This is a genomic window from Paraburkholderia flava (assembly GCF_004359985.1).
Classification (GTDB): domain Bacteria; phylum Pseudomonadota; class Gammaproteobacteria; order Burkholderiales; family Burkholderiaceae; genus Paraburkholderia; species Paraburkholderia flava.
In genome coordinates this window covers 1,371,082-1,390,084 of sequence record NZ_SMRO01000002.1, presented here as the reverse complement: position 1 = coordinate 1,390,084, position 19,003 = coordinate 1,371,082, and the positions used below count along the sequence as shown (strand labels likewise).

The 19,003-nt window shown below is 62.8% G+C and carries 16 protein-coding genes and 5 tRNA genes; 5 read left to right on the top strand and 16 right to left on the bottom strand.

All coding sequences use genetic code 11. The features are described 5' to 3' along the window. Positions 1 to 247 precede the first annotated feature (247 nt). Positions 248 to 1,552, top strand: coding sequence for an isocitrate lyase (gene aceA, locus E1748_RS17665; protein WP_133648458.1), 1,305 nt, complete (start codon positions 248 to 250; stop codon positions 1,550 to 1,552). A gap of 247 nt (positions 1,553 to 1,799) precedes the next feature. On the opposite strand, the gene E1748_RS17660 is transcribed toward aceA, so the two are convergent. Next, a complete protein-coding gene (locus E1748_RS17660) occupies positions 1,800 to 2,234 on the bottom strand; it encodes a universal stress protein (RefSeq protein WP_133648457.1) in 435 nt (144 codons plus the stop codon). A 144-nt stretch (positions 2,235 to 2,378) separates the two neighbouring features. Continuing rightward, the gene (locus E1748_RS17655) at positions 2,379 to 3,281 is read right to left on the bottom strand and encodes a LysR family transcriptional regulator (RefSeq protein ID WP_133648456.1); all 903 of its coding nucleotides are present in this window, start codon (positions 3,279 to 3,281) and stop codon (positions 2,379 to 2,381) included. A gap of 152 nt (positions 3,282 to 3,433) precedes the next feature. Between E1748_RS17655 and E1748_RS17650 the strand changes: the two genes are divergently transcribed. After that, positions 3,434 to 4,219: a haloacid dehalogenase type II gene (locus E1748_RS17650; protein WP_133648455.1), complete on the top strand. Its 786-nt coding sequence runs from the start codon at positions 3,434 to 3,436 to the stop codon at positions 4,217 to 4,219. A gap of 73 nt (positions 4,220 to 4,292) precedes the next feature. Beyond that, positions 4,293 to 5,885 carry a malate synthase A gene (gene aceB, locus E1748_RS17645; RefSeq protein ID WP_133648454.1) on the top strand — a complete coding sequence of 531 codons (1,593 nt, stop codon included), beginning with the start codon at positions 4,293 to 4,295 and terminating at the stop codon, positions 5,883 to 5,885. A 120-nt stretch (positions 5,886 to 6,005) separates the two neighbouring features. On the opposite strand, the gene E1748_RS17640 is transcribed toward aceB, so the two are convergent. Both E1748_RS17640 and rraA read right to left on the bottom strand, forming a co-directional pair. Beyond that, positions 6,006 to 6,419 carry a gamma-glutamylcyclotransferase family protein gene (locus E1748_RS17640; RefSeq protein ID WP_133648453.1) on the bottom strand — a complete coding sequence of 138 codons (414 nt, stop codon included), beginning with the start codon at positions 6,417 to 6,419 and terminating at the stop codon, positions 6,006 to 6,008. Between the two features lie 48 nt (positions 6,420 to 6,467). After that, positions 6,468 to 6,962, bottom strand: coding sequence for a ribonuclease E activity regulator RraA (rraA, locus tag E1748_RS17635; protein WP_133648452.1), 495 nt, complete (start codon positions 6,960 to 6,962; stop codon positions 6,468 to 6,470). A 167-nt stretch (positions 6,963 to 7,129) separates the two neighbouring features. Here rraA and E1748_RS17630 point away from each other — a divergent pair, with 167 nt between their 5' ends. Beyond that, a complete protein-coding gene (locus E1748_RS17630) occupies positions 7,130 to 8,011 on the top strand; it encodes an AraC family transcriptional regulator (RefSeq protein ID WP_166653585.1) in 882 nt (293 codons plus the stop codon). 43 nt (positions 8,012 to 8,054) lie between these two features. Here the strand turns inward: E1748_RS17630 and E1748_RS17625 are convergent, their stop codons facing one another. The 7 genes from E1748_RS17625 to gltX all read right to left on the bottom strand — a co-directional run bounded on the left by E1748_RS17625 (position 8,055) and on the right by gltX (position 10,979). Beyond that, a complete protein-coding gene (locus tag E1748_RS17625) occupies positions 8,055 to 8,519 on the bottom strand; it encodes a GNAT family N-acetyltransferase (protein WP_133648451.1) in 465 nt (154 codons plus the stop codon). A gap of 148 nt (positions 8,520 to 8,667) precedes the next feature. Beyond that, positions 8,668 to 8,744 (bottom strand) — tRNA-Asp (locus E1748_RS17620). Positions 8,745 to 8,813: 69 nt separating this feature from the next. Further along, positions 8,814 to 8,889 (bottom strand) — tRNA-Glu (locus tag E1748_RS17615). A 60-nt stretch (positions 8,890 to 8,949) separates the two neighbouring features. Beyond that, a tRNA-Asp gene (locus tag E1748_RS17610) sits at positions 8,950 to 9,026 on the bottom strand. 79 nt (positions 9,027 to 9,105) lie between these two features. Further along, positions 9,106 to 9,181: transfer RNA gene (locus E1748_RS17605), tRNA-Glu, on the bottom strand. Positions 9,182 to 9,361: 180 nt separating this feature from the next. Continuing rightward, positions 9,362 to 9,437, bottom strand: a tRNA-Ala gene (locus tag E1748_RS17600). Positions 9,438 to 9,569: 132 nt separating this feature from the next. After that, complete coding sequence (gltX, locus tag E1748_RS17595) at positions 9,570 to 10,979, bottom strand: glutamate--tRNA ligase (protein ID WP_133648450.1); 1,410 nt, start codon at positions 10,977 to 10,979, stop codon at positions 9,570 to 9,572. 361 nt (positions 10,980 to 11,340) lie between these two features. On the opposite strand from gltX, the gene E1748_RS17590 reads away from it, so the two are divergent. Continuing rightward, entirely contained in the window at positions 11,341 to 12,291 is a 951-nt protein-coding gene (locus E1748_RS17590; RefSeq protein ID WP_205965255.1) for a patatin-like phospholipase family protein, read from the top strand. Positions 12,292 to 12,376: 85 nt separating this feature from the next. Here E1748_RS17590 and E1748_RS17585 read toward each other — a convergent pair whose 3' ends face one another. The 5 genes from E1748_RS17585 to E1748_RS17565 form a co-directional block, all read right to left on the bottom strand. Next, positions 12,377 to 13,084, bottom strand: coding sequence for a C40 family peptidase (locus E1748_RS17585; RefSeq protein ID WP_133648449.1), 708 nt, complete (start codon positions 13,082 to 13,084; stop codon positions 12,377 to 12,379). A gap of 127 nt (positions 13,085 to 13,211) precedes the next feature. Then, entirely contained in the window at positions 13,212 to 14,831 is a 1,620-nt protein-coding gene (locus tag E1748_RS17580; protein WP_133648448.1) for an ABC transporter ATP-binding protein, read from the bottom strand. Next, positions 14,828 to 15,934: an ABC transporter permease gene (locus tag E1748_RS17575; RefSeq protein WP_133648447.1), complete on the bottom strand. Its 1,107-nt coding sequence runs from the start codon at positions 15,932 to 15,934 to the stop codon at positions 14,828 to 14,830. Before E1748_RS17575 ends, E1748_RS17580 begins: the two co-directional genes overlap by 4 nt. A gap of 1 nt (position 15,935) precedes the next feature. Then, positions 15,936 to 16,973, bottom strand: a complete 1,038-nt coding sequence (locus E1748_RS17570; RefSeq protein ID WP_133648446.1) for a microcin C ABC transporter permease YejB — start codon at positions 16,971 to 16,973, stop codon at positions 15,936 to 15,938. A gap of 49 nt (positions 16,974 to 17,022) precedes the next feature. After that, complete coding sequence (locus tag E1748_RS17565; RefSeq protein WP_133648445.1) at positions 17,023 to 18,948, bottom strand: extracellular solute-binding protein; 1,926 nt, start codon at positions 18,946 to 18,948, stop codon at positions 17,023 to 17,025. Positions 18,949 to 19,003: the final 55 nt, after the last annotated feature.

Sequence of the window (19,003 nt, the reverse complement as noted above, 5' to 3'; positions counted from 1 at the left end):
TGTTGCGTGGCACAACACACGCTATTGCAACATGGAAAATATCGTTTCTCAATGCGAAACGATTGAAATAACACCATGATTTATTTGATAAAAAAATAGCACACCAAACGCTCCTTGCCGCTGTCCCCGATCGGTCGATTTGCCTAGACTCTTATATAAGAGTTCGCGAAACAAAACGCCTCGAGCAACGGTTTCGCAGAAGACACGAGTCGACCGATCCACCTTCAACGCCATCAGGGAGCACACCATGTCACGTCAACAACAAGCCCAGCAACTTCAGCAGCAGTGGGAAACCGATCCGCGCTGGAAAGGTATCAAGCGCAGCTACACCGCCGACGATGTGGTGCGTCTGCGCGGCTCGCAGCCGGTCGAGCACTCGCTCGCGAAGCGCGGCGCCGAAAAGCTGTGGGAGCTGGTGAACACTGAACCGTTCGTCAATTCGCTCGGCGCGCTGACCGGCAACCAGGCGATGCAGCAGGTCAAGGCCGGCCTCAAGGCGATCTATCTGTCGGGCTGGCAGGTGGCGGGCGACGCGAACGTCGCCGGCGAGATGTACCCCGACCAGTCGCTGTATCCGGCGAACTCGGTGCCGCTCGTCGTGAAGCGGATCAACAACACGCTCACGCGCGCCGACCAGATCCAGTGGTCCGAAGGCAAGAATCCCGGCGACGAAGGCTACGTCGATTTCTTCGCACCGATTGTGGCCGACGCGGAAGCGGGCTTCGGCGGCGTGCTCAACGCGTTCGAACTGATGAAGGCGATGATCGAAGCCGGCGCATCGGGCGTGCACTTCGAAGACCAGCTCGCATCGGTGAAGAAGTGCGGCCACATGGGCGGCAAGGTGCTGGTGCCGACCCGCGAGAACATCGCGAAGCTGAGCGCCGCGCGTCTCGCGGCCGACGTGTCCGGCGTGCCGACTGTGCTGCTTGCCCGCACGGATGCGGAAGCCGCCGACCTCGTCACGTCCGACATCGACGACAACGACAAGCCGTTCCTCACCGGCGAGCGCACGGTCGAAGGTTTCTACCGTACGCGCCCGGGCATCGAGCAGGCGATTTCGCGTGGCCTCGCGTACGCGCCGTACGCCGACATGATCTGGTGCGAAACCGGCAAGCCGGACCTCGAGTTCGCGAAGAAATTCGCCGAGGCGATCCACAAGCAGTTCCCGGACAAGCTGCTGTCGTACAACTGCTCGCCGTCGTTCAACTGGAAGAAGAACCTCGACGACGCGACGATCGCCAAGTTCCAGAAAGAACTCGGCGCGATGGGCTACAAGTTCCAGTTCATCACGCTGGCCGGTTTCCATGCGCTGAACTACTCGATGTTCAACCTCGCGCACGGCTATGCCCGCAATCAGATGACCGCGTTCGTCGAAATGCAGCAAGCCGAATTCGCCGCCGCCGAGAAGGGCTTCACCGCGGTCAAGCATCAACGCGAAGTCGGCACCGGCTACTTCGACGCGGTGACGCAGACCGTCGAGCGCGAAGCATCGACCACGGCACTGCACGGTTCGACCGAAGACGAACAGTTCTTCGACAAGAAAGTCGCCTGATGTGGCTCGCGGGCTTCATCGCCCGCGACGCGACAAGGCACGCATCAGCGGTCCCGCAGAGGACCGCGTTCAGGGAGGGAATGGCGGTTCGTAGTTTGGGCCGTCATTCGGGCAGTCGAAGGATCTGGGAGGAGTTGGAGAAGCTAAAGAAGCGGCACGGTTCAAGATGCCGCGATTGAAGTCACGCGCGCCGGCGGCCACGTCGGCGCGCGCCTTCTTTATCTGTCCCGCGCGGCGCCATGTGCCGCTATCGATACACAATCACTGGAATTTTCGTATGCGTGAGCACGCGCTGGGTCTCGCTGCCGATCAGCAGGCTGCCGAGGCCGCGTCGTCCGTGCGACGCCATGAAGATCACGTCGCAGCCACCCTGCTCCGCCGCCTCGATGATCCCGAGATACGGCGACGGATGCACGCTGGTCTGGCTCGCGAATACCACGCCCGCTTCGTGCGCGGCCTGCTCGACTTCCTGCAGATGCTGACGCGCTTCGCGTTCGCTACGCTCCATGAAATCGACCGGCGGTTCGATCACGACCTCGGAGAACGGCGAGTACGGATATTGCGGCAGACACGCATACGCGGTCACGCGCGCGCCGACGGAGCGCGCGAGATCGATCGCACCGTCAATGGCCTTTTTCGACAGATCCGAACCGTCGGTTGGAACCAGGATGTGCGTGAACATGATGTCCTCCATCGCCGGCCGGTGCCGTGCCGCTGCCGCGACGGTCATCGAGGCCGTGCGCGAACGTGGATGCGGCGGCACCCTTGTACCGATTGTAGTGCGTGCGAGCAGCCATCGCGTGCTCGTTCCGCCCGGTCGATCTTGTCAGCCCCAGTAACCGGGATGGCCGTACGTATGCTTGAGGAAATCGAGAAACAGCCGGACCCGCAACGGCAGATGACGCCGCTGCGGAAACACCGCGTGGATGCCGATCGGCGGCGCGGCGAACTCGTCGAGCACGCTGACGAGCCGACCCGCCGCGATGTCCGTGCCGACCTCCCACCACGAACGCCACGCGAGCCCGTAGCCCTCGAGACACCATTCGTGCAGCACCGCGCCGTCCGAACACTCCATCGTGCCCGACACCTTGATCGACACGACCTTGTCGTCCTGCTGGAACATCCAGCCGCGCTGCTGGTTCGCGCTCGCGCCGAGCGCGAGGCAGTTGTGATGACCGAGATCGGCGAGCGTGCGCGGCGCGCCGCGACGTGCGAGATACGCCGGCGACGCGACGCAGACGCGGCGGTTTTCTCCGAGCCGCAGCGACACCAGCGACGAATCCGGCAACTCGCCGAGCCGCACCGCGCAGTCGAAACCCTCGTTGACGAGATCGACCATCCGGTCGGACAGATCGAGCGTGATCGACACATCCGGATGCGCAACCGTGAACGCGGGAACCAGCGGCGCAACGTGACGACGCCCGAACCCCGCCGGCGCCGACACGCGCAGATGACCGCTCGCCTTGACGCCGCCGGCCGACACGCTCGCCTCCGCGTTCTGCATGTCGTGGATCACGCGCTGGCAGTCTTCGAGGAATGCGGAACCCTCGAACGTCAGCGTGATGCGGCGTGTCGTGCGCACCAGCAGCTTCACGCCGAGCCGCTCTTCGAGCGCGTCGATGCGGCGGCCGATGATCGCCGGCGCGACGCCTTCGGCCTGCGCGGCTGCGGACAGGCTGCCTTTGGCGGCCACGGTCACGAAAGTCTCGATCTGCTTGAAGCGGTCCATGAAGTCGACGAGCCGGTGCAAACGCCTGTGTCTAGGGATGCGCGTCAGATTAGGTGGGTGAAAGTAAAAGATCAAGTGATCTCAAAGGACTTTTTTAGCATTGGCGATCACTAATACAATTCATCTTGACCTCTGAACTGGAGCGCACGGCAATGTCGGCCACAACGACACTCTTCCCCAAGGCAGTTATCTTCGACGCGTACGGCACGCTGTTCGACGTGCATTCTGTCGTGGCCGCGGCGGAACAGATGTTTCCCGGCCACGGTGACGCCCTGTCGCAGTTGTGGCGGCAAAAACAGATCGAATACACGCAGCTGCGCACGCTGTCCGATCCGGCCGGCGCACGTTATCAACCGTTCTGGAACATCACGCTCGATGCGCTGCGCTACGCGGCGCGCCGTCTTTCGCTCACGCTGAACAGCGCCGCCGAAAAGCGGCTGATGGACGAATACGCGTGTCTCTCGGCATTCCCCGACGCTGTCCCTGTGCTGCGCCGTCTGCACGCGCAACGCGCGGCCAATGAAAACACTACGCACGCTGCGCACGTTGGTCTGGCGATCCTGTCCAACGGCAATCCGCAGATGCTCGACATCGCGGTGAAAAGCGCGGGCATGACGGGCCTGTTCGACCACGTACTGTCCGTCGACGCAGTGCACGCGTACAAGCCCGCGCCTGCCGCCTACGCACTCGGCACGCAGGCATTCGCCGCGAACGCACGCGACATCGTGTTCGTGTCGTCGAACGGTTGGGACGTGAGCGGCGCAACGTGGTTCGGCTATACGACGTTCTGGATCAACCGCCAGCGCCTGCCCGCCGAAGAACTCGGCGTGACGCCGCACGGCACCGGAAGCAGCATGGCCGACCTGCCCGAATTTCTAAAAACCTTCGCGCCGTCCGACCGACCGTCCGAGCGCGCACGCCACAGCCCTGGCGCGTGAGCATCGGACCGATGATCGATATGACGACGCACTTCATCCGCATCTTTGCAATCTGACCGACCAAGGAGAAACCATGGCGAACACGCTGACGCTGCCGCAGGGCATGCAAATCACTGCCGCGATCGAACCCGGCTTCGAAACGATCCTGACTCCCGACGCGCTCGCGCTCGTCGCGAAGCTGCATCGCACGTTCGAGCCGCGCCGCCAGGAACTGCTGAAGCTGCGCGCCGAGCGCACAAAGCGCCTCGATGCGGGCGAGCGCCCCGACTTCCTCGCGGAAACGAAGAGCATCCGCGATGCCGACTGGAAGATCGCACCGCTACCGAAAGATCTCGAATGCCGTCGCGTCGAGATCACCGGACCGGTCGAACGCAAGATGATCATCAACGCGCTGAACTCGGGCGCCGATTCGTACATGACGGACTTCGAGGATTCGAATACGCCGAACTGGACGAACCAGATCACCGGTCAGTTGAACCTGAAGGAAGCGGTACGCCGCACGATCTCGCTCGAGCAGAACGGCAAGTCGTACAAACTGAACGACAAGATCGCGACGCTGATCGTCCGGCCGCGCGGCTGGCATCTCGACGAAAAGCACGTGACGGTCGATGGCCAGCGCGTCTCGGGCGGTATCTTCGATTTCGCGCTGTTCCTGTTTCATAACGCGAAGGAACAGCTCACGCGCGGATCGGGTCCGTACTTCTATCTGCCGAAGCTGGAGAGCCATCTCGAAGCGCGCCTGTGGAACGACATCTTCATCGCTGCTCAAGAAGCGGTCGGCGTTCCGCGCGGCACGATCCGCGCAACGGTGCTGATCGAGACGATCCTCGCCGCGTTCGAAATGGACGAGATCCTGTACGAACTGCGCGAGCACAGCTCGGGCTTGAACGCGGGTCGCTGGGACTACATCTTCTCGGCGATCAAGAAGTTCAAGAGCGACAAGGACTTCTGCCTCGCGGACCGTGTGCAGATCACGATGACCGTGCCGTTCATGCGCGCGTACGCGCTGGAATTGCTGAAGACCTGCCATCGCCGTAACGCGCCGGCTATCGGCGGGATGAGCGCGCTGATTCCGATCAAGAACGACCCGACCGCCAACGACAAGGCAATGGGCGGCGTGCGTTCGGACAAGGCACGCGATGCAGGCGACGGCTACGACGGCGGCTGGGTCGCGCACCCGGGCCTCGTGTCGATCGCGATGGAAGAGTTCGTGAAGGTGCTCGGCGACAAGCCGAACCAGATCGCGAAGCAACGCGACGACGTGCAGGTGACGTCGGCCGATCTGCTCGACTTCCGTCCGGAAGCGCCGATCACCGAAGCGGGTCTGCGCTACAACATCAACGTCGGCATCCACTACCTGGGTTCGTGGCTCGCGGGCAATGGCTGCGTGCCGATTCACAACCTGATGGAAGATGCGGCCACCGCGGAAATTTCGCGCTCGCAGGTGTGGCAGTGGATCCGTTCGCCGAAGGGCAAGCTCGACGACGGCCGCAAGGTCACCGCCGAACTGATCGGTCAGTTGACGCAGCAGGAACTCGACAAGGTCAAGCAGGTGGTCGGCGGCGATACGAAGCCGTACGATCGCGCCGCGCAGATCTTCGAACAGATGTCGACGTCGGAGACCTTCACCGAATTCCTGACGCTGCCGCTGTACGAGGAAATCTGAACGCGCGTTGCCGCGTCGGCGCCGCTCATGTCACCGCGAGCGGTTGATGATTCGATCAATGCAAGCCGGACCGGCCACACGCCGCTCCGGCTTTTTTATTCGACTGCGGCCGTGGCAGCGTTATCGCGAATGCGGACGCGCACGACGATGTTCGACCCAATCGCCCGACGCGATCTCCGGCAAGCCTTTCACCGCGTGAGCTGCGACCGGATAGATCAGGCATTCGAGCGGCGCGCCTGCAACGTCAATGGTCAGCCGATGCGCGCGAAAAAGTCCCTCGACGCCCGGATACACCGCCTCGATTTCGTCGAGCACCGCGACGAGCGCATCGTCGACCTCGTACACGTCGCCACGCACCGGCACGCCGCCACCGTCGATGACGAGCCCCGGATAAGAACCAAAATCGAACAGACGCCCACGCACCGACGCCTCGCCGAGCAACGTCGGCGCTGCGATGTCATGACGCGCGGCGGCTGCGCCGATGTCGTTGACCTCGCCGGCCCGCAACGTCCCATAAACGAACACCTTCTGCATTGCCGTTGATCCTCCTGTTGTCGATTGTCGATAAACGATGACTGCGCGTCACACGAGCGCAGCGCTGGCGACCAGCACGCCGTCGACGTCAGCGTAAATCCATTCGCCGGGCCGCACGTTCGAACCCGGCAACTGCACGACGACGTCGCGCTCGCCGATACCGCGCTTCTCGCAGCGGTGCGGGTGCGTGGCCAACCCCGCGACGCTGATGTTGGATTCATTCAGTTCGAGCGTATCGCGCACGCAACCGTTCACGACGATGCCGGCCCAGCCGTTCGCTTCGGCAATCTGCGCGAGATTGCCACCGACCAGCGCGCGCCGCAGGCTGCCGCCGCCGTCGACGACCAGCACGCGGCCGGCGCCCTTTTCCTCGAGCGTCGTGCGCACGAGCGCGTTGTCCTCGAACACTTTTACCGTGACCGCCTCGCCGCCGAAACGCACGGCGCGACCGAACAGACGAAAGACCGGATCGAGCACACGCAACGTACCGGCGGCAAGCTGGTCTTCGTGAGCGTCGCAGAGATCCGCGGTGGCGAAGAGCATGTATGACTCCATCGATGAATGCGATCGGTGAATTATGCCTCGGCCCCATCGCGCGAAACACCTGGCCGAATGGACGAGTCAGGCAGGCGCGGACAGACCGGGACAACGCCCCTACAATATCGACGGAGTCCCTCCGATCGCCGGAGTTCCAGGACCGAGACCCGCCGATGAATTCATCCAGTACCGCGCCGCTGTCGACTGTCGTCGAATTCGCCGATATCCCACCGGAATTCGCGCCGACGCCGCTGCATCCGATCCGTGTCCGTTCGCGGCCGATGCAGGCCGGCGTGCGGATCGCGCGTCACACGCACGCGTGGGCACAGGTCGCGTATACGTCGCGTGGCGTACTACGGGTCGGCACCGTCGGCACGACGTGGATGGTGCCGCCGTCGCGCGCAATCTGGGTGCCGCCGCACGTGCTGCATGAGGTCGCGATCGTCGAAGACGCGTTCCTGCGGACGCTGTACGTGAATGAAACCGTGGTACCCGCAGGGCTCGACGCGTGCCGCGTCGTCGAAGTGTCGGGGCTGCTGCGCGAAGTGATCGCGGCACTCGATACGCCGAACCTGCCGCCCGCGCGAGAGCGTCTGCTAGGCTCGCTTGCACTCGACGAACTGACGCGCTCCGAGCCGCTGCCGTTGTCGGTGCCGATGCCGAACGAGAAGCGGCTGCGTGCGCTCTGCGAAGCCGTGCTCGCCGATCCGGCAAATGCGGACTCGCTTGAGAATTGGGCCGCGACAGTCGGCGCGAGCACGCGCACGATCGCGAGGCTTTTTCGTCAGGAACTCGGGGTGAGTTTTTCGCAGTGGCGGCAGCAGGCGATTCTCGCGCGCGCGATTCCTCTGCTGAGTCAGGGACGGCCGTTGTCGCTTGTTGCGCAGGAACTGGGCTATCAGAGCCAGAGTGCGTTTTCTGCGATGTTCCGTCGCGCGTTCGGACAAAGCCCGCGTGCGTTCATTGAGCGCGGTGCCGAACACCGCACGGCCGGAGACGATAGTTTCGATGCGCCTTCAGACGTCGCGAACGACGAGCGTATCGAGTCGCGTTGAAGCAATTGCAGTAACAACACCGCGCCCTCGCTCGGCAAGCGCGTCAGACGCGTCGCGCCATGTGCCGGATCGCACCGAACTGCGCGAGACGCGGACCAGCGAGACGATATCCCATCCGCTGATAAAGCTGCGCAGCCGGGTTATCGACGAACACACGCAACTGCAGTTCGCGAAGACCACGCGCTCGCGCCCAGCGATGCGACACGTCGAGCAGATAGGTGCCCGCACCTTGTCGCCGATATCCTTCGGCAATCTGCACATCGCGGATATGCAGCGAGTCGCCTTCTTCAGTCACACGCAGCACACCGATCGGCTCGCCGTCGGATTCGAGAATATAGTTTTCCGATTCGCGCCAGCTCGCGAGAAAGAGATCGCCGCGCCACACCAGATGATGGCGGCGATAGTAGCCGCCCATGTTGTTGCGCGTCAGTGCTTCCGCAAACTCGAAGTCATCCATGGCAGCCTTGCGCAGCTGGAAGCGGGGCAACGCTGGAGTGGGATCGAACATGGCTCGATGCGCGGGAGAGATCGTCGCACAACGGTAAGACACGCCGCGCCCGCTGGCAATGGCTGTTTTTCCGTAGCAACGACTGAGGCATGCAAACCGGACACGCAGAAAAAAAGCCCGTTCAGCGAACTGAACGGGCTTCTCTTTCTGGCGGAGCGGACGGGACTCGAACCCGCGACCCCCGGCGTGACAGGCCGGTATTCTAACCAACTGAACTACCGCTCCGTTTTACTTCGGCCCACGAACACATCGTGTTTCGCGAGCGGCATCGCGTATAACCCGCGATGCGATATCTGGCGTCCCCTAGGGGATTCGAACCCCTGTACTCACCGTGAAAGGGTGATGTCCTAGGCCTCTAGACGAAGGGGACAACGTACGCTTACACCTTTAATGAAAAAGCCCGCTCAAGCGTACCTGAACGGGCTTCGTCTGGCGGAGTGGACGGGACTCGAACCCGCGACCCCCGGCGTGACAGGCCGGTATTCTAACCAACTGAACTACCACTCCAATTCCTGCATCGTAGCCTGCGAGTGCCGGCCGACTCTACGCAAACCGCACCGCCGCCATTCCGTGCGATGCCGATGTCTGGCGTCCCCTAGGGGATTCGAACCCCTGTACTCACCGTGAAAGGGTGATGTCCTAGGCCTCTAGACGAAGGGGACATGATCTTTTAGGACATGTCCTGCAGCGACACATCTACTGCTTTTTACCACTGCGTTTCACACTATTCGCTGCTAATTTCAGCCAACAGCGAAGAACGCTATTTTAACTGCCTTACATCCGTTTGTGAAGTCTTTTTTACTACGCGCTGCTTGCTACATAAAGACTTTCACTTGTTCTGGTGGTGGAGGTAAGCGGGATCGAACCGCTGACCTCTTGCATGCCATGCAAGCGCTCTCCCAGCTGAGCTATACCCCCTTGCAGAACAGAAGCGAGATTGTAGATAGAGAACGACGTGTTGTAAATACCTTGCGCATCGACGCGCCCGATTTTTTGCATGGCTTGCATGACCGCCGCACATGGAAGCGCAACGGTCATGCATCGCTCACATCACGCAAGCACCTTCTCGATACGGCTCACCACAACATCGCGACCGAACAGCATCAACACGCTGTCGATCGACGGCGTGTGCGTCGTGCCCGCGACGAGCAGACGCACCGGCATCGCGAGCTGCGGCATCTTCAGCTTGTGCGTGCCGAGCGTCGTCTTCAACGTTGCAGCAATGCCCTCCTTCGTCCACTCGGCGCTCTTCAATGCCGCGACGAAATCGACGAGTGCGGGGCGCACCACATCAGTCACGTGCTGCGCGATCGCATCGGGTTCGGGGCTCGGCTCGCGATAGAACATCGCGGCGTTCTCCGCTATCTCCTTCACCGTCGAAGCACGATCCTTTAGCAGTGCGACGACTGCCGTCAGATCCGCGCCCTTCGCAAGCGCGGCGTCGTCGATACCGAGCGCAGCGAAGAACGGACGCGCGAGGTCTGCCAGTCGACCGTTATCCGCTTCCTTGATGTAGTGGTTGTTCAACCACTTGAGCTTGTCGTGATCGTATTGCGCCGGCGACTTGCCCAGATGCTCGAGATCGAACCACTCGACGAACTGCTCGCGCGTGAAGATCTCCGCATCGCCATGCGACCAGCCGAGCCGCGCAAGATAGTTGAGCACCGCTTCCGGCAGAAAACCTTCGTCGCGATAACCGGTCACGCTCATCGCGCCGTGCCGCTTGCTCATCTTTTCGCCCTGCTCGTTGAGCACGGTGGGCAAATGCGCGTAGACCGGAATCTCGCCGCCGAGCGCGCGCAGGATGTTGATCTGGCGCGGCGTGTTGTTCACGTGATCGTCGCCGCGAATGACGTGCGTGATGCGCATGTCGAGGTCGTCGACCACGACGCAGAAGTTATACGTCGGCGTGCCGTCGGGACGCGCGATCACGAGATCGTCGAGTTCTTCGTTCGATATCTCGATGCGCCCTTTCACTGCATCGTCCCACGCGACGACACCTGTTAACGGATTGCGGAAGCGCAGCACCGGCTCGACGCCGGCCGGCGGCACCGGCAGCGTCTTGCCCGGCTCCGGACGCCACGTGCCGTCATAGCGTGGCTTCTCGCCGGCCGCACGCTGACGTTCGCGCAGTGCGTCGAGTTCTTCCGTCGACATGTAGCACGGATACACGAGCCCCTGCTCCGTCATCTGCGTCAGCACCTCGCGATAACGGTCCATGCGCTGCATCTGATAGAACGGACCTTCGTCGAAATCGAGTTCGAGCCACGCCATCCCTTCGAGAATCGCGTCGACCGACTCCGACGTCGAACGCTCCACGTCGGTGTCTTCGATCCGCAGCACGAAGGCACCCTTCGTTTTGCGGGCGAACGCCCACGGGTACAGCGCGGAGCGGATGTTACCGAGGTGGATAAAACCGGTGGGACTGGGCGCGAAACGGGTACGAACGGAGGTAGTCATAAGCGGTTACTCGAGGGCGGCCGCCGGTTGGGCCACGACATTAACAACATCAACATCGTGGCAAAGCGGCGGCGAAACGGGCCGCGCGAACGAAGCGCGCAGCGCGCAGCGCGTGGACGGAATGAAAATGCAAGTCACGGATTATACCTGCCGTCGACATCGACCGATGTCTCGATACGTCGCAACGCCGCGCGCTGTGGATCGCCATCACGCGCATTTTCGCCGCCCCTGCGCTTTGCTTTATGATGTGCGCGCACCGTCGTCCGCTTCGACGGTTCGCGACGATCGCCGTGCGATCGTGTTCGCAAGATCGCGGTGGCTGCCTGCTTCGTCGTGCGCCATCCGCCTGCTGGAGAATTCGTTGAATCCATCATCGCCACGCCCCGGGCGCCGCGCGTTTTCGCTGGCCGCCGCTTCCGCCGTTCTCGCGGCCTGTACTACGACGGGCGGCAGCAAGCCCGCCAGCGACACGTCCGCCAGCGCCAACCCGCCAACACCGCCAGTCGTGAAGCCGCCGCGTCCGCTGCGGATTGGGCTTGCACTCGGCGGTGGCGCCGCACGCGGCTTCGCGCACATCGGCGTGATCAAGGCGCTCGAAGCGCGCAACATCCAGGTCGATCTGATCGCAGGGACGAGCGCGGGCTCGGTGGTCGGCGCGCTGTACGCGTCGGGAATGAACGGCTTCGCGCTGAACAAGCTCGCGCTGAAAATGGACGAGGCGTCGATCAGCGACTGGGCGATGCCCTTTCGCACGCGCGGATTCCTGCAGGGCGTCGCGTTGCAGAACTACCTGAACACGACGCTCAACAACCGGCCGATCGAGAAAATGGCGAAGCCGCTCGGCGTCGTCGCGACGGATCTGAAAACCGGCCAGCCGATCCTGTTCCAGCGCGGCAATACAGGGATCGCAGTACGTGCGTCGTGCAGCGTGCCGTCGATATTCGAGCCGGTGAAGATCGGCGATCACGAGTATGTCGACGGCGGGCTGGTGAGCCCCGTGCCGGCGTCGTTCGCGCGCAAGATGGGCGCCGACTTCGTGATCGCGGTGGACATCTCCGCGCGCCCAGAGACCGCCCAGACGCAGAGCTCGTTCGACGTGCTGCTGCAGACGTTCACGATCATGAGCCAGACCATCAAGGCCTACGAACTCGACAAATACGCGGACATCGTGATTCGCCCGAATCTGAACGCGATGAGCGGCAGCGATTTCGGCCAGCGCAACGCGGCGATTCTCGCCGGCGAGGAAGCGGTAGCGAAGCTGATGCCTGAACTGCAGCGCAAGCTCGCAGCCGCGAGCGTCGCGACGGCCTGACCTGGAAAAGAAAAAGCCTGCTCGTTTCGGAGCAGGCTTTCTTATATCTGGCTTCTGTCAGAACAGAGCAAACCGCGGCGGAATATCAGTTACCGCCGCCAATCGACGCGCTCACACGCTGCCGAAGATCCTGAATTTCCTGCGACTGCTGATACGACGTCTCAACCCGGCGCGCACCGGTGAAACGCTTTTCCCAGTAACCGCTATCCAGATCGTCGACGCGGATCGTGCTGCCGGTGGACGGCGAATGCACGAACTTGTTGTCGCCGATGTAGATGCCCACGTGCGAGAACGTCCGGCGCATCGTATTGAAGAACACGAGATCGCCCGGCTTCAGTTCGCTCATCCGAACCTTCTCGCCGACGCGGCTCATTTCTTCTGCGCGACGCGGCAGTGCCATACCCAGCGTGTCCTGGAACACGTAGCGGACGAAACCGCTGCAATCCAGTCCGGAATCCGGCGTGTTGCCGCCCCAGCGGTAACGCACGCCGATCATGTTCAGCGCGCCGACCACCACATCCCCGGCCTTGCCGGCCATGCCGGACAGGAACGAGCGAGCACCGCTTTCGCTTTCGGACGAAGCCGGCGCAGCAGTGGACGACGTTTGGGAGGAGGAATTAGGGAGCGAGGAAGAACTGGAGGAATTCGACGCAGTCGGCGTTGAAAACGAGGCATTCTGGCTAAAACCGGCGGCTTCGTCTGCGAAAACACTGGGTGCTGCGGTCAGTAGTACGCCAACGAACATTCCGGCGACAACGCGCGTGCAAACTTGTGTGAGAGATCGCTGCTGCATTGGGCGGTAGATTTTGCCTAAAAATCAGAGGGCTACGGAAAAAGTTTGGTCGATACTAGCCAGTAAGTATTTGTGTGTCAAAACAAATAGAAAAATACAATCGTCACACGCACCCAATTGGTGAATATCAGCGATCGAACGCCGCTTTGAGCAGCTTTCGAGTGTAAGGGTGCGCAGGATCCGCAAAAATCTTCTCGACTTCCCCGCTCTCGACGATGGAACCGTTCTGCATCACTGCCACCCGATGCGCCATCGCACCGATCACCGCCAGGTCGTGGCTGATGAACACAAAGCCGAGATTGTATTTGTGCTGAAGCTCGGCGAGCAGCTTCAACACCTGCTGCTGGATCGATACATCGAGTGCGCTGGTCGGTTCGTCGAGGATCAGGATGCGCGGCTCGAGCACCAGCGAGCGCGCGATCGCGATGCGTTGCCGCTGGCCGCCCGAAAACTCATGCGGATAGCGATGCAGCACCGTGCGGTCGAGCCCGACCTCGCGCAGCACGGCGACCACCTTGTCGCGCCGCGCCGCGTCGTCGAGTTGCGGACGATGCAGCGCAAGCCCCTCGCCGACTATCCGCTCTATCGTGTGCCGCGGCGACAGCGAACTGAACGGATCCTGAAAGACCACCTGCATCTCGGAGCGCAGCGCGGTCCGTTCGGGTCCGCGATAGCTCGCGAGCGGGCGCCCCTGGAATTCGACGTCGCCGTGTGCGCGTTGCAGCCCGAGCAGCGCCATCGCGAGCGTCGACTTGCCGGAACCCGATTCGCCGACGATCCCGAGCGTCTCGCCCTGCCGCACCGACAGATTCGCGTCCGACACCGCGCGAAACTGTCCCGCGCGAAACCAGCCACGAAACCCCGGCAGCTTCGTGCGGAAATCGACCGAAACACCACGCGCTTCGAGCAGCACGGGCGCAATCGGCATGACCGGCATCACCGTGCGTTCGGGCCGGCTCTCGAGCAGCCTACGCGTATACGGATGTTGCGGCGACGTGAAGATCGCATCGACGGTACCGCTCTCGACCAGCTTGCCCCGCTCCATCACCGCGACGCGCTGCGCGAAACGCCGCACGAGATTCAGGTCGTGCGTGATCAGCAGCACAGCCATGCCGCGCTTCTCCGCTTCGTCGCGTTGCAGTTCGAGCAGCAGCTCGACGATCTGCGCGCGGATCGTCACGTCGAGCGCGGTGGTCGGTTCGTCGGCGAGCAAGAGACGCGGCCGGCACGCGAGCGCCATCGCGATCATCGCGCGCTGCCGCTGCCCGCCCGACAGTTGATGCGGGTAACTGTTCACGCGCCGCCCGGGCTCGGTGACGCCCGTGCGCGCCAGCAGCGCGACCGCCCGCTTGCGCGCCTCGGCCGCGCTGACGCCGTCGTGTACGACGATCGTCTCGGCGATCTGCTCGCCGATCGTATACAGCGGGTTCAGCGCACTCATCGGCTCCTGAAAGATCATCGCGATGTCGGAGCCGCGCAGCGCGCGCATGCCGCGCTCGCTCTTCGCGAGCAGATCCTCGCCGGCGAAGCGGATCGCGCCGCCGATCGTCGCGTCGTTCACGAGACGCAAGATGGACAGCGCCGTCACCGTCTTGCCCGAACCCGATTCGCCGACGAGCGCCACCCGCTCGCCGCGTTCGATCGCGAGCGAGACGTCGTCGACCGCGACGGTGTCACCGAAGCTCACATGCAGACGATCGAGTTCCAGCAGCGGACCGTCCGCTGCGTGCACACCCGGCGCGCTCATTGATTGCCTCCGGCGCGCATCGCATCGGAGAGTCGCGTATCGAGCGCATTGCGCAGCGCGTCGCCCATGAACGTCAGCAGCAACAGCATCGCGACGAGCACGCCGAACGTCGACAGCGAGATCCACCATGCGTCGAGATTCGCCTTGCCCTGCGCGAGCAGTTCGCCGAGGCTCGGCGTCGGCGGCGGCACACCGAGGCCGAGAAAATCGAGGCTCGTCAGCGCGAGGATCGAACCGCTCATCCGGAACGGCAGGAACGTGATCACCGGCGTGAGACTGTTGGGCAATACGTGACGCCAGATGATCTGCCAGTTCGACAGTCCCATCGCGCGCGCCGCACGCACGTAGTCCTGCGTACGGTTGCGCAGGAATTCCGCGCGCACGTAGTCGGACAACCCGATCCAGCCGAACAGCGACAGCAACACGATCAGCAAAATGAAACCCGGCTCGAAGATCGACGCGAAGATGATCAGCAGATACAGCTCCGGCATCGCGCTCCAGATTTCGATCAGCCGCTGCCCGACGATATCGATCCGCCCGCCGAAGAACCCCTGCACTGCCCCGGCCAGCACACCGAACACCGTGCCGATCACAGTCAGCACGAGCGCGAATTCGACCGACACACGAAACCCGTACAGCAGACGCGCGAACAGATCGCGGCCGCGGTCGTCGGTGCCGAACCAGTTGTCGCGCGATGGCGGCGCCGGGTTCGGCGCCTTCGAGAAATAATTCAGCGTGTCGTAGTAATAGCGGTTCGGCGGATACACCACCAGGTTGCCGGGTGCCTGCAGACGCTTCTGGACGTACGGGTCGAGATAATCGGCGGGCGTCGGGAAATCGCCGCCGAAAGTCGTCTCCGGGTACTCGTGAAAAAGCGGGAAGTAATAGTGGCCGTCGTAGCGCACGACGAGCGGCTTGTCGTTCGACCACAGCGGCGCAGCGAGACTCGCCGCGAACGCGACGATAAAAATGATCATGCTCCAGTAGCCGAGACGCTGCTGCCTGAAACGCTGCCACACACGCCGTGCCGGCGACGGCGACACGAATGCGCGCACGGTCTGCGTGCGTGCGGACTGATCGGATCGGACGCGGGCTCGATTCAAGTCAGCGCTCCAGTTGTTCGAATTGAATACGCGGATCGACCCAGACGTAGCAGAGGTCCGAGATCAACTTCGTCGCGAGGCCGATCAGCGTGAACAGATACAGCGTGCCGAGTACGACCGGATAGTCGCGCCGCGTCACCGATTCATACGACAGCAGCCCAAGTCCGTCGAGCGAGAACAGCGTCTCGATCAGCAGACTGCCGGTAAAGAACGCGCCGATAAACGCGGCAGGGAACCCGACGATCAGCGGCAGCAGCGCGTTGCGGAACACGTGCTTCCACAGCACGCGTCGTTCGGACAGCCCCTTCGCGCGCGCGGTCAGCACGTATTGCTTGCGGACTTCGTCGAGGAACGCGTTCTTCGTCAGCATCGTGACGACCGCGAAGCTACCGACCACCGACGCGACGACCGGCAACGTGATGTGCCACAGATAATCGACGACCTTCCCCGCGAGGCTCAGTTGCGACCAGTTATCCGACGTGAGATTGCGCAGCGGAAACAGCTGCAGGAAGGTACCGCCGCCGAACAGCACGAGCAGCAGCACGCCGAGCACGAAACCCGGAATCGCATAGCCGACCAGCACGACGAGACTCGTCGCCACATCAAAACGCGAGCCGTTGCGCACCGCCTTCGCGATGCCGAGCGGCACAGAAATCAGATAGGTGAGGAAGAACGTCCAGAGCCCGATGCTGATCGACACCGGCAGCTTCGACACGATCAGCGACCACACGCTTTGATGCCGGAAATAGCTGTCGCCGAGATCGAAACGCGCGAAGCGCTTCAACATCAGCACATAGCGTTCGAGCGGCGGCTTGTCGAAACCGTATAGCGCTTTCAGTTGCGCGATCTGCTGCGCGTCGACGCCGGTATGCGCGCGTAGGCCGAACGGCGACGCCTGCTCCGCGCCCCGGCGCAACTCGTGCGCGGCCTGCTCGACGGGACCGCCCGGCACGAACTGGATCACGACGAACGTCAGCGTGAGGACACCGAGCAGCGTCGGGATCATCAGCAGCAGGCGCTTGAGTATGTAGCTCCACATAGGCGGCGATCGAACAAACGAAACGGTCAGAGAAACGAAGCGGAGCGTATCAGTGCTGCTGCGCGAACCACCAGGTCGAGATGATCCAGTCGTTCGCCTCATAGTACAGCGGCAATGTCTTCGGCCACGCGAGGCCACGCCTGAATGCCACGCGATGCGTCGCGCTGTACCAATGCGGCACGACATAGTAGCCGTGCATCAGCACACGGTCGAGCGCATGCGTTGCATCGAGCAGCTGTTCGCGCGTCTGCGCATTGACGAGCGCGCGCAGGATCGCATCGATCGCCGGCGAGCGAACACCGATCAGGTTGCCGGAACCCGGCTCGCCGGCCGCCTTGCTGCCGAACCGGTCGATCTGTTCGGAGCCCGGCACCTGGACGCCGGGGATGCGGATCGTCGTCGCGTCGAAATCGAATGCGTCGAGCCGCTTCTGATACAGCGCGAAATCGACGGTACGAAACGTCGCGACGATCCCGAGCTTCTGCAGGTTGCGGACATACGGCGCGATGACCGGATCCATCGACGACGCCGATCCGGAGTCGTCGAGAATCTCGAAGCGGAACGGTTCGCCCTTCGCGTTACGCAGCGCGCCGTCGCGATAATTCCAGCCCGCCTGCGTGAGCAACGCACGCGCTTCGAGCAGGTTCGCGCGCAGCGAACCAGGCGGATCGGTATTGGGCTGCGTGGGCGGCGGCCCGAACACGGCGGGATTGAGACTCGAGCGCCACGGGTTCAACAGCGCGAGTTCGCCCGGTGACGGCAGGCCCGTCGCCTTCAGTTCGGTGTTCGAGAAGAAGCTGTCGACCCGCGTGTATTGCCCATAAAAGAGCCGGCTGTTCAGCCACTCGAAGTCGAACGCGAGATCGAGCGCCTTACGCACGCGAACGTCCTGAAAGATCGTGCGGCGCTGGTTCAGCATGAAGCCCTGCATGCCGCCGCCGTTGTGCTGCTCGAACTCGTGCTTGATCAGTTCGCCGTCGTCGAATTTCTTGCCGACCACGCGCCGCACCCAGTTGCGCGCGATGTACTCGACGTACGCGTCGTACTCGCCCGCCTTGAACGCTTCGAGCCGCGCGACCGAATCCGAATACAGCTTGTAGACGATGCGATCGAAGTTGTTCATCCCGACCCGCACCGGCAGCGCCGCGCCCCAGTACTTCGGGTCGCGACGATATGAAATCGTGCGGCCGTTGTCGTAGTGCTCGACCACATACGGGCCGCTTGCGATCGGCTCCTGAAACGCCAGTTGATCGAACGGCACGCGCGTGCCGTCCGGCTTCAATCCCCACTTGTGCGAGAACACCGGCATGCTGCCCGCGATCAGCGGCAGTTCGCGGTTCGGTTGACGAAATTCAAAACGGATCGTCGACGGATCGACGACGACCGCGCGCGTGATGTCGGCAAAGAACGCGGACATCGACGGCGACGCCTGCGGACTCTTCAGCATGTCGAGCGAGAACTTGACGTCGGCGGCCGTGACCGGATCGCCGTTCGAGAAGTGCGCACGCGGATTGATGTGGAACGTGGTCGACAGGCGATCTGGCGCGATGCGGATGTCATCGGCGAGTAGTCCGTATGCGGACGCCGCTTCGTCCATGCTGCCGATGGTCAAACTCTCGAACAGCATCTCGATGCCCGGCGCCGAATTGCCTCGCAACGTGAATGGATTGAACTTATCGAAGCTCGTCAGGCGGTTCGGATTCGCGAGGACCAGCGTGCCGCCCTTCGGCGCGTCCGGATTCACGTAGTCGAAATGACGGAAGCCTTGCGGATACTTCGGCTCGCCGTATTGCGCGATCGCGTAGACCGCGTGCGCGGGCAGCGCGAAGGACATCGCGGCCAGCAACGCAAGCGCGCTCGCAATGAGACGCTGCCACCGCGCCGGAACGCTGCGACGACGGACCCGCGACGGCATTCGATCCGCGATGCGCCGCTTCGCGCGACGCGCGCCATTCCATCGCGAACCGATTGTCATAGAGTCCTTGCTGGTCAGTGGGCTGTGGCAATGTGAGAGAATTCTACCCAAAACC

Coding starts and splice junctions, on each gene's coding strand:
- rraA (WP_133648452.1), bottom strand. CDS start 6,962: ATGCTCTTCGCCACCGCGGATCTCTGCGACGCTCACGAAGACCAGCTT.
- gltX (WP_133648450.1), bottom strand. CDS start 10,979: ATGACTACCTCCGTTCGTACCCGTTTCGCGCCCAGTCCCACCGGTTTT.
- E1748_RS17640 (WP_133648453.1), bottom strand. CDS start 6,419: ATGCAGAAGGTGTTCGTTTATGGGACGTTGCGGGCCGGCGAGGTCAAC.
- E1748_RS17655 (WP_133648456.1), bottom strand. CDS start 3,281: ATGGACCGCTTCAAGCAGATCGAGACTTTCGTGACCGTGGCCGCCAAA.
- aceB (WP_133648454.1), top strand. CDS start 4,293: ATGGCGAACACGCTGACGCTGCCGCAGGGCATGCAAATCACTGCCGCG.
- E1748_RS17650 (WP_133648455.1), top strand. CDS start 3,434: ATGTCGGCCACAACGACACTCTTCCCCAAGGCAGTTATCTTCGACGCG.
- E1748_RS17570 (WP_133648446.1), bottom strand. CDS start 16,973: ATGTGGAGCTACATACTCAAGCGCCTGCTGCTGATGATCCCGACGCTG.
- E1748_RS17630 (WP_166653585.1), top strand. CDS start 7,130: ATGAATTCATCCAGTACCGCGCCGCTGTCGACTGTCGTCGAATTCGCC.
- E1748_RS17585 (WP_133648449.1), bottom strand. CDS start 13,084: ATGCAGCAGCGATCTCTCACACAAGTTTGCACGCGCGTTGTCGCCGGA.
- E1748_RS17565 (WP_133648445.1), bottom strand. CDS start 18,948: ATGACAATCGGTTCGCGATGGAATGGCGCGCGTCGCGCGAAGCGGCGC.
- aceA (WP_133648458.1), top strand. CDS start 248: ATGTCACGTCAACAACAAGCCCAGCAACTTCAGCAGCAGTGGGAAACC.
- E1748_RS17580 (WP_133648448.1), bottom strand. CDS start 14,831: ATGAGCGCGCCGGGTGTGCACGCAGCGGACGGTCCGCTGCTGGAACTC.
- E1748_RS17625 (WP_133648451.1), bottom strand. CDS start 8,519: ATGTTCGATCCCACTCCAGCGTTGCCCCGCTTCCAGCTGCGCAAGGCT.
- E1748_RS17660 (WP_133648457.1), bottom strand. CDS start 2,234: ATGTTCACGCACATCCTGGTTCCAACCGACGGTTCGGATCTGTCGAAA.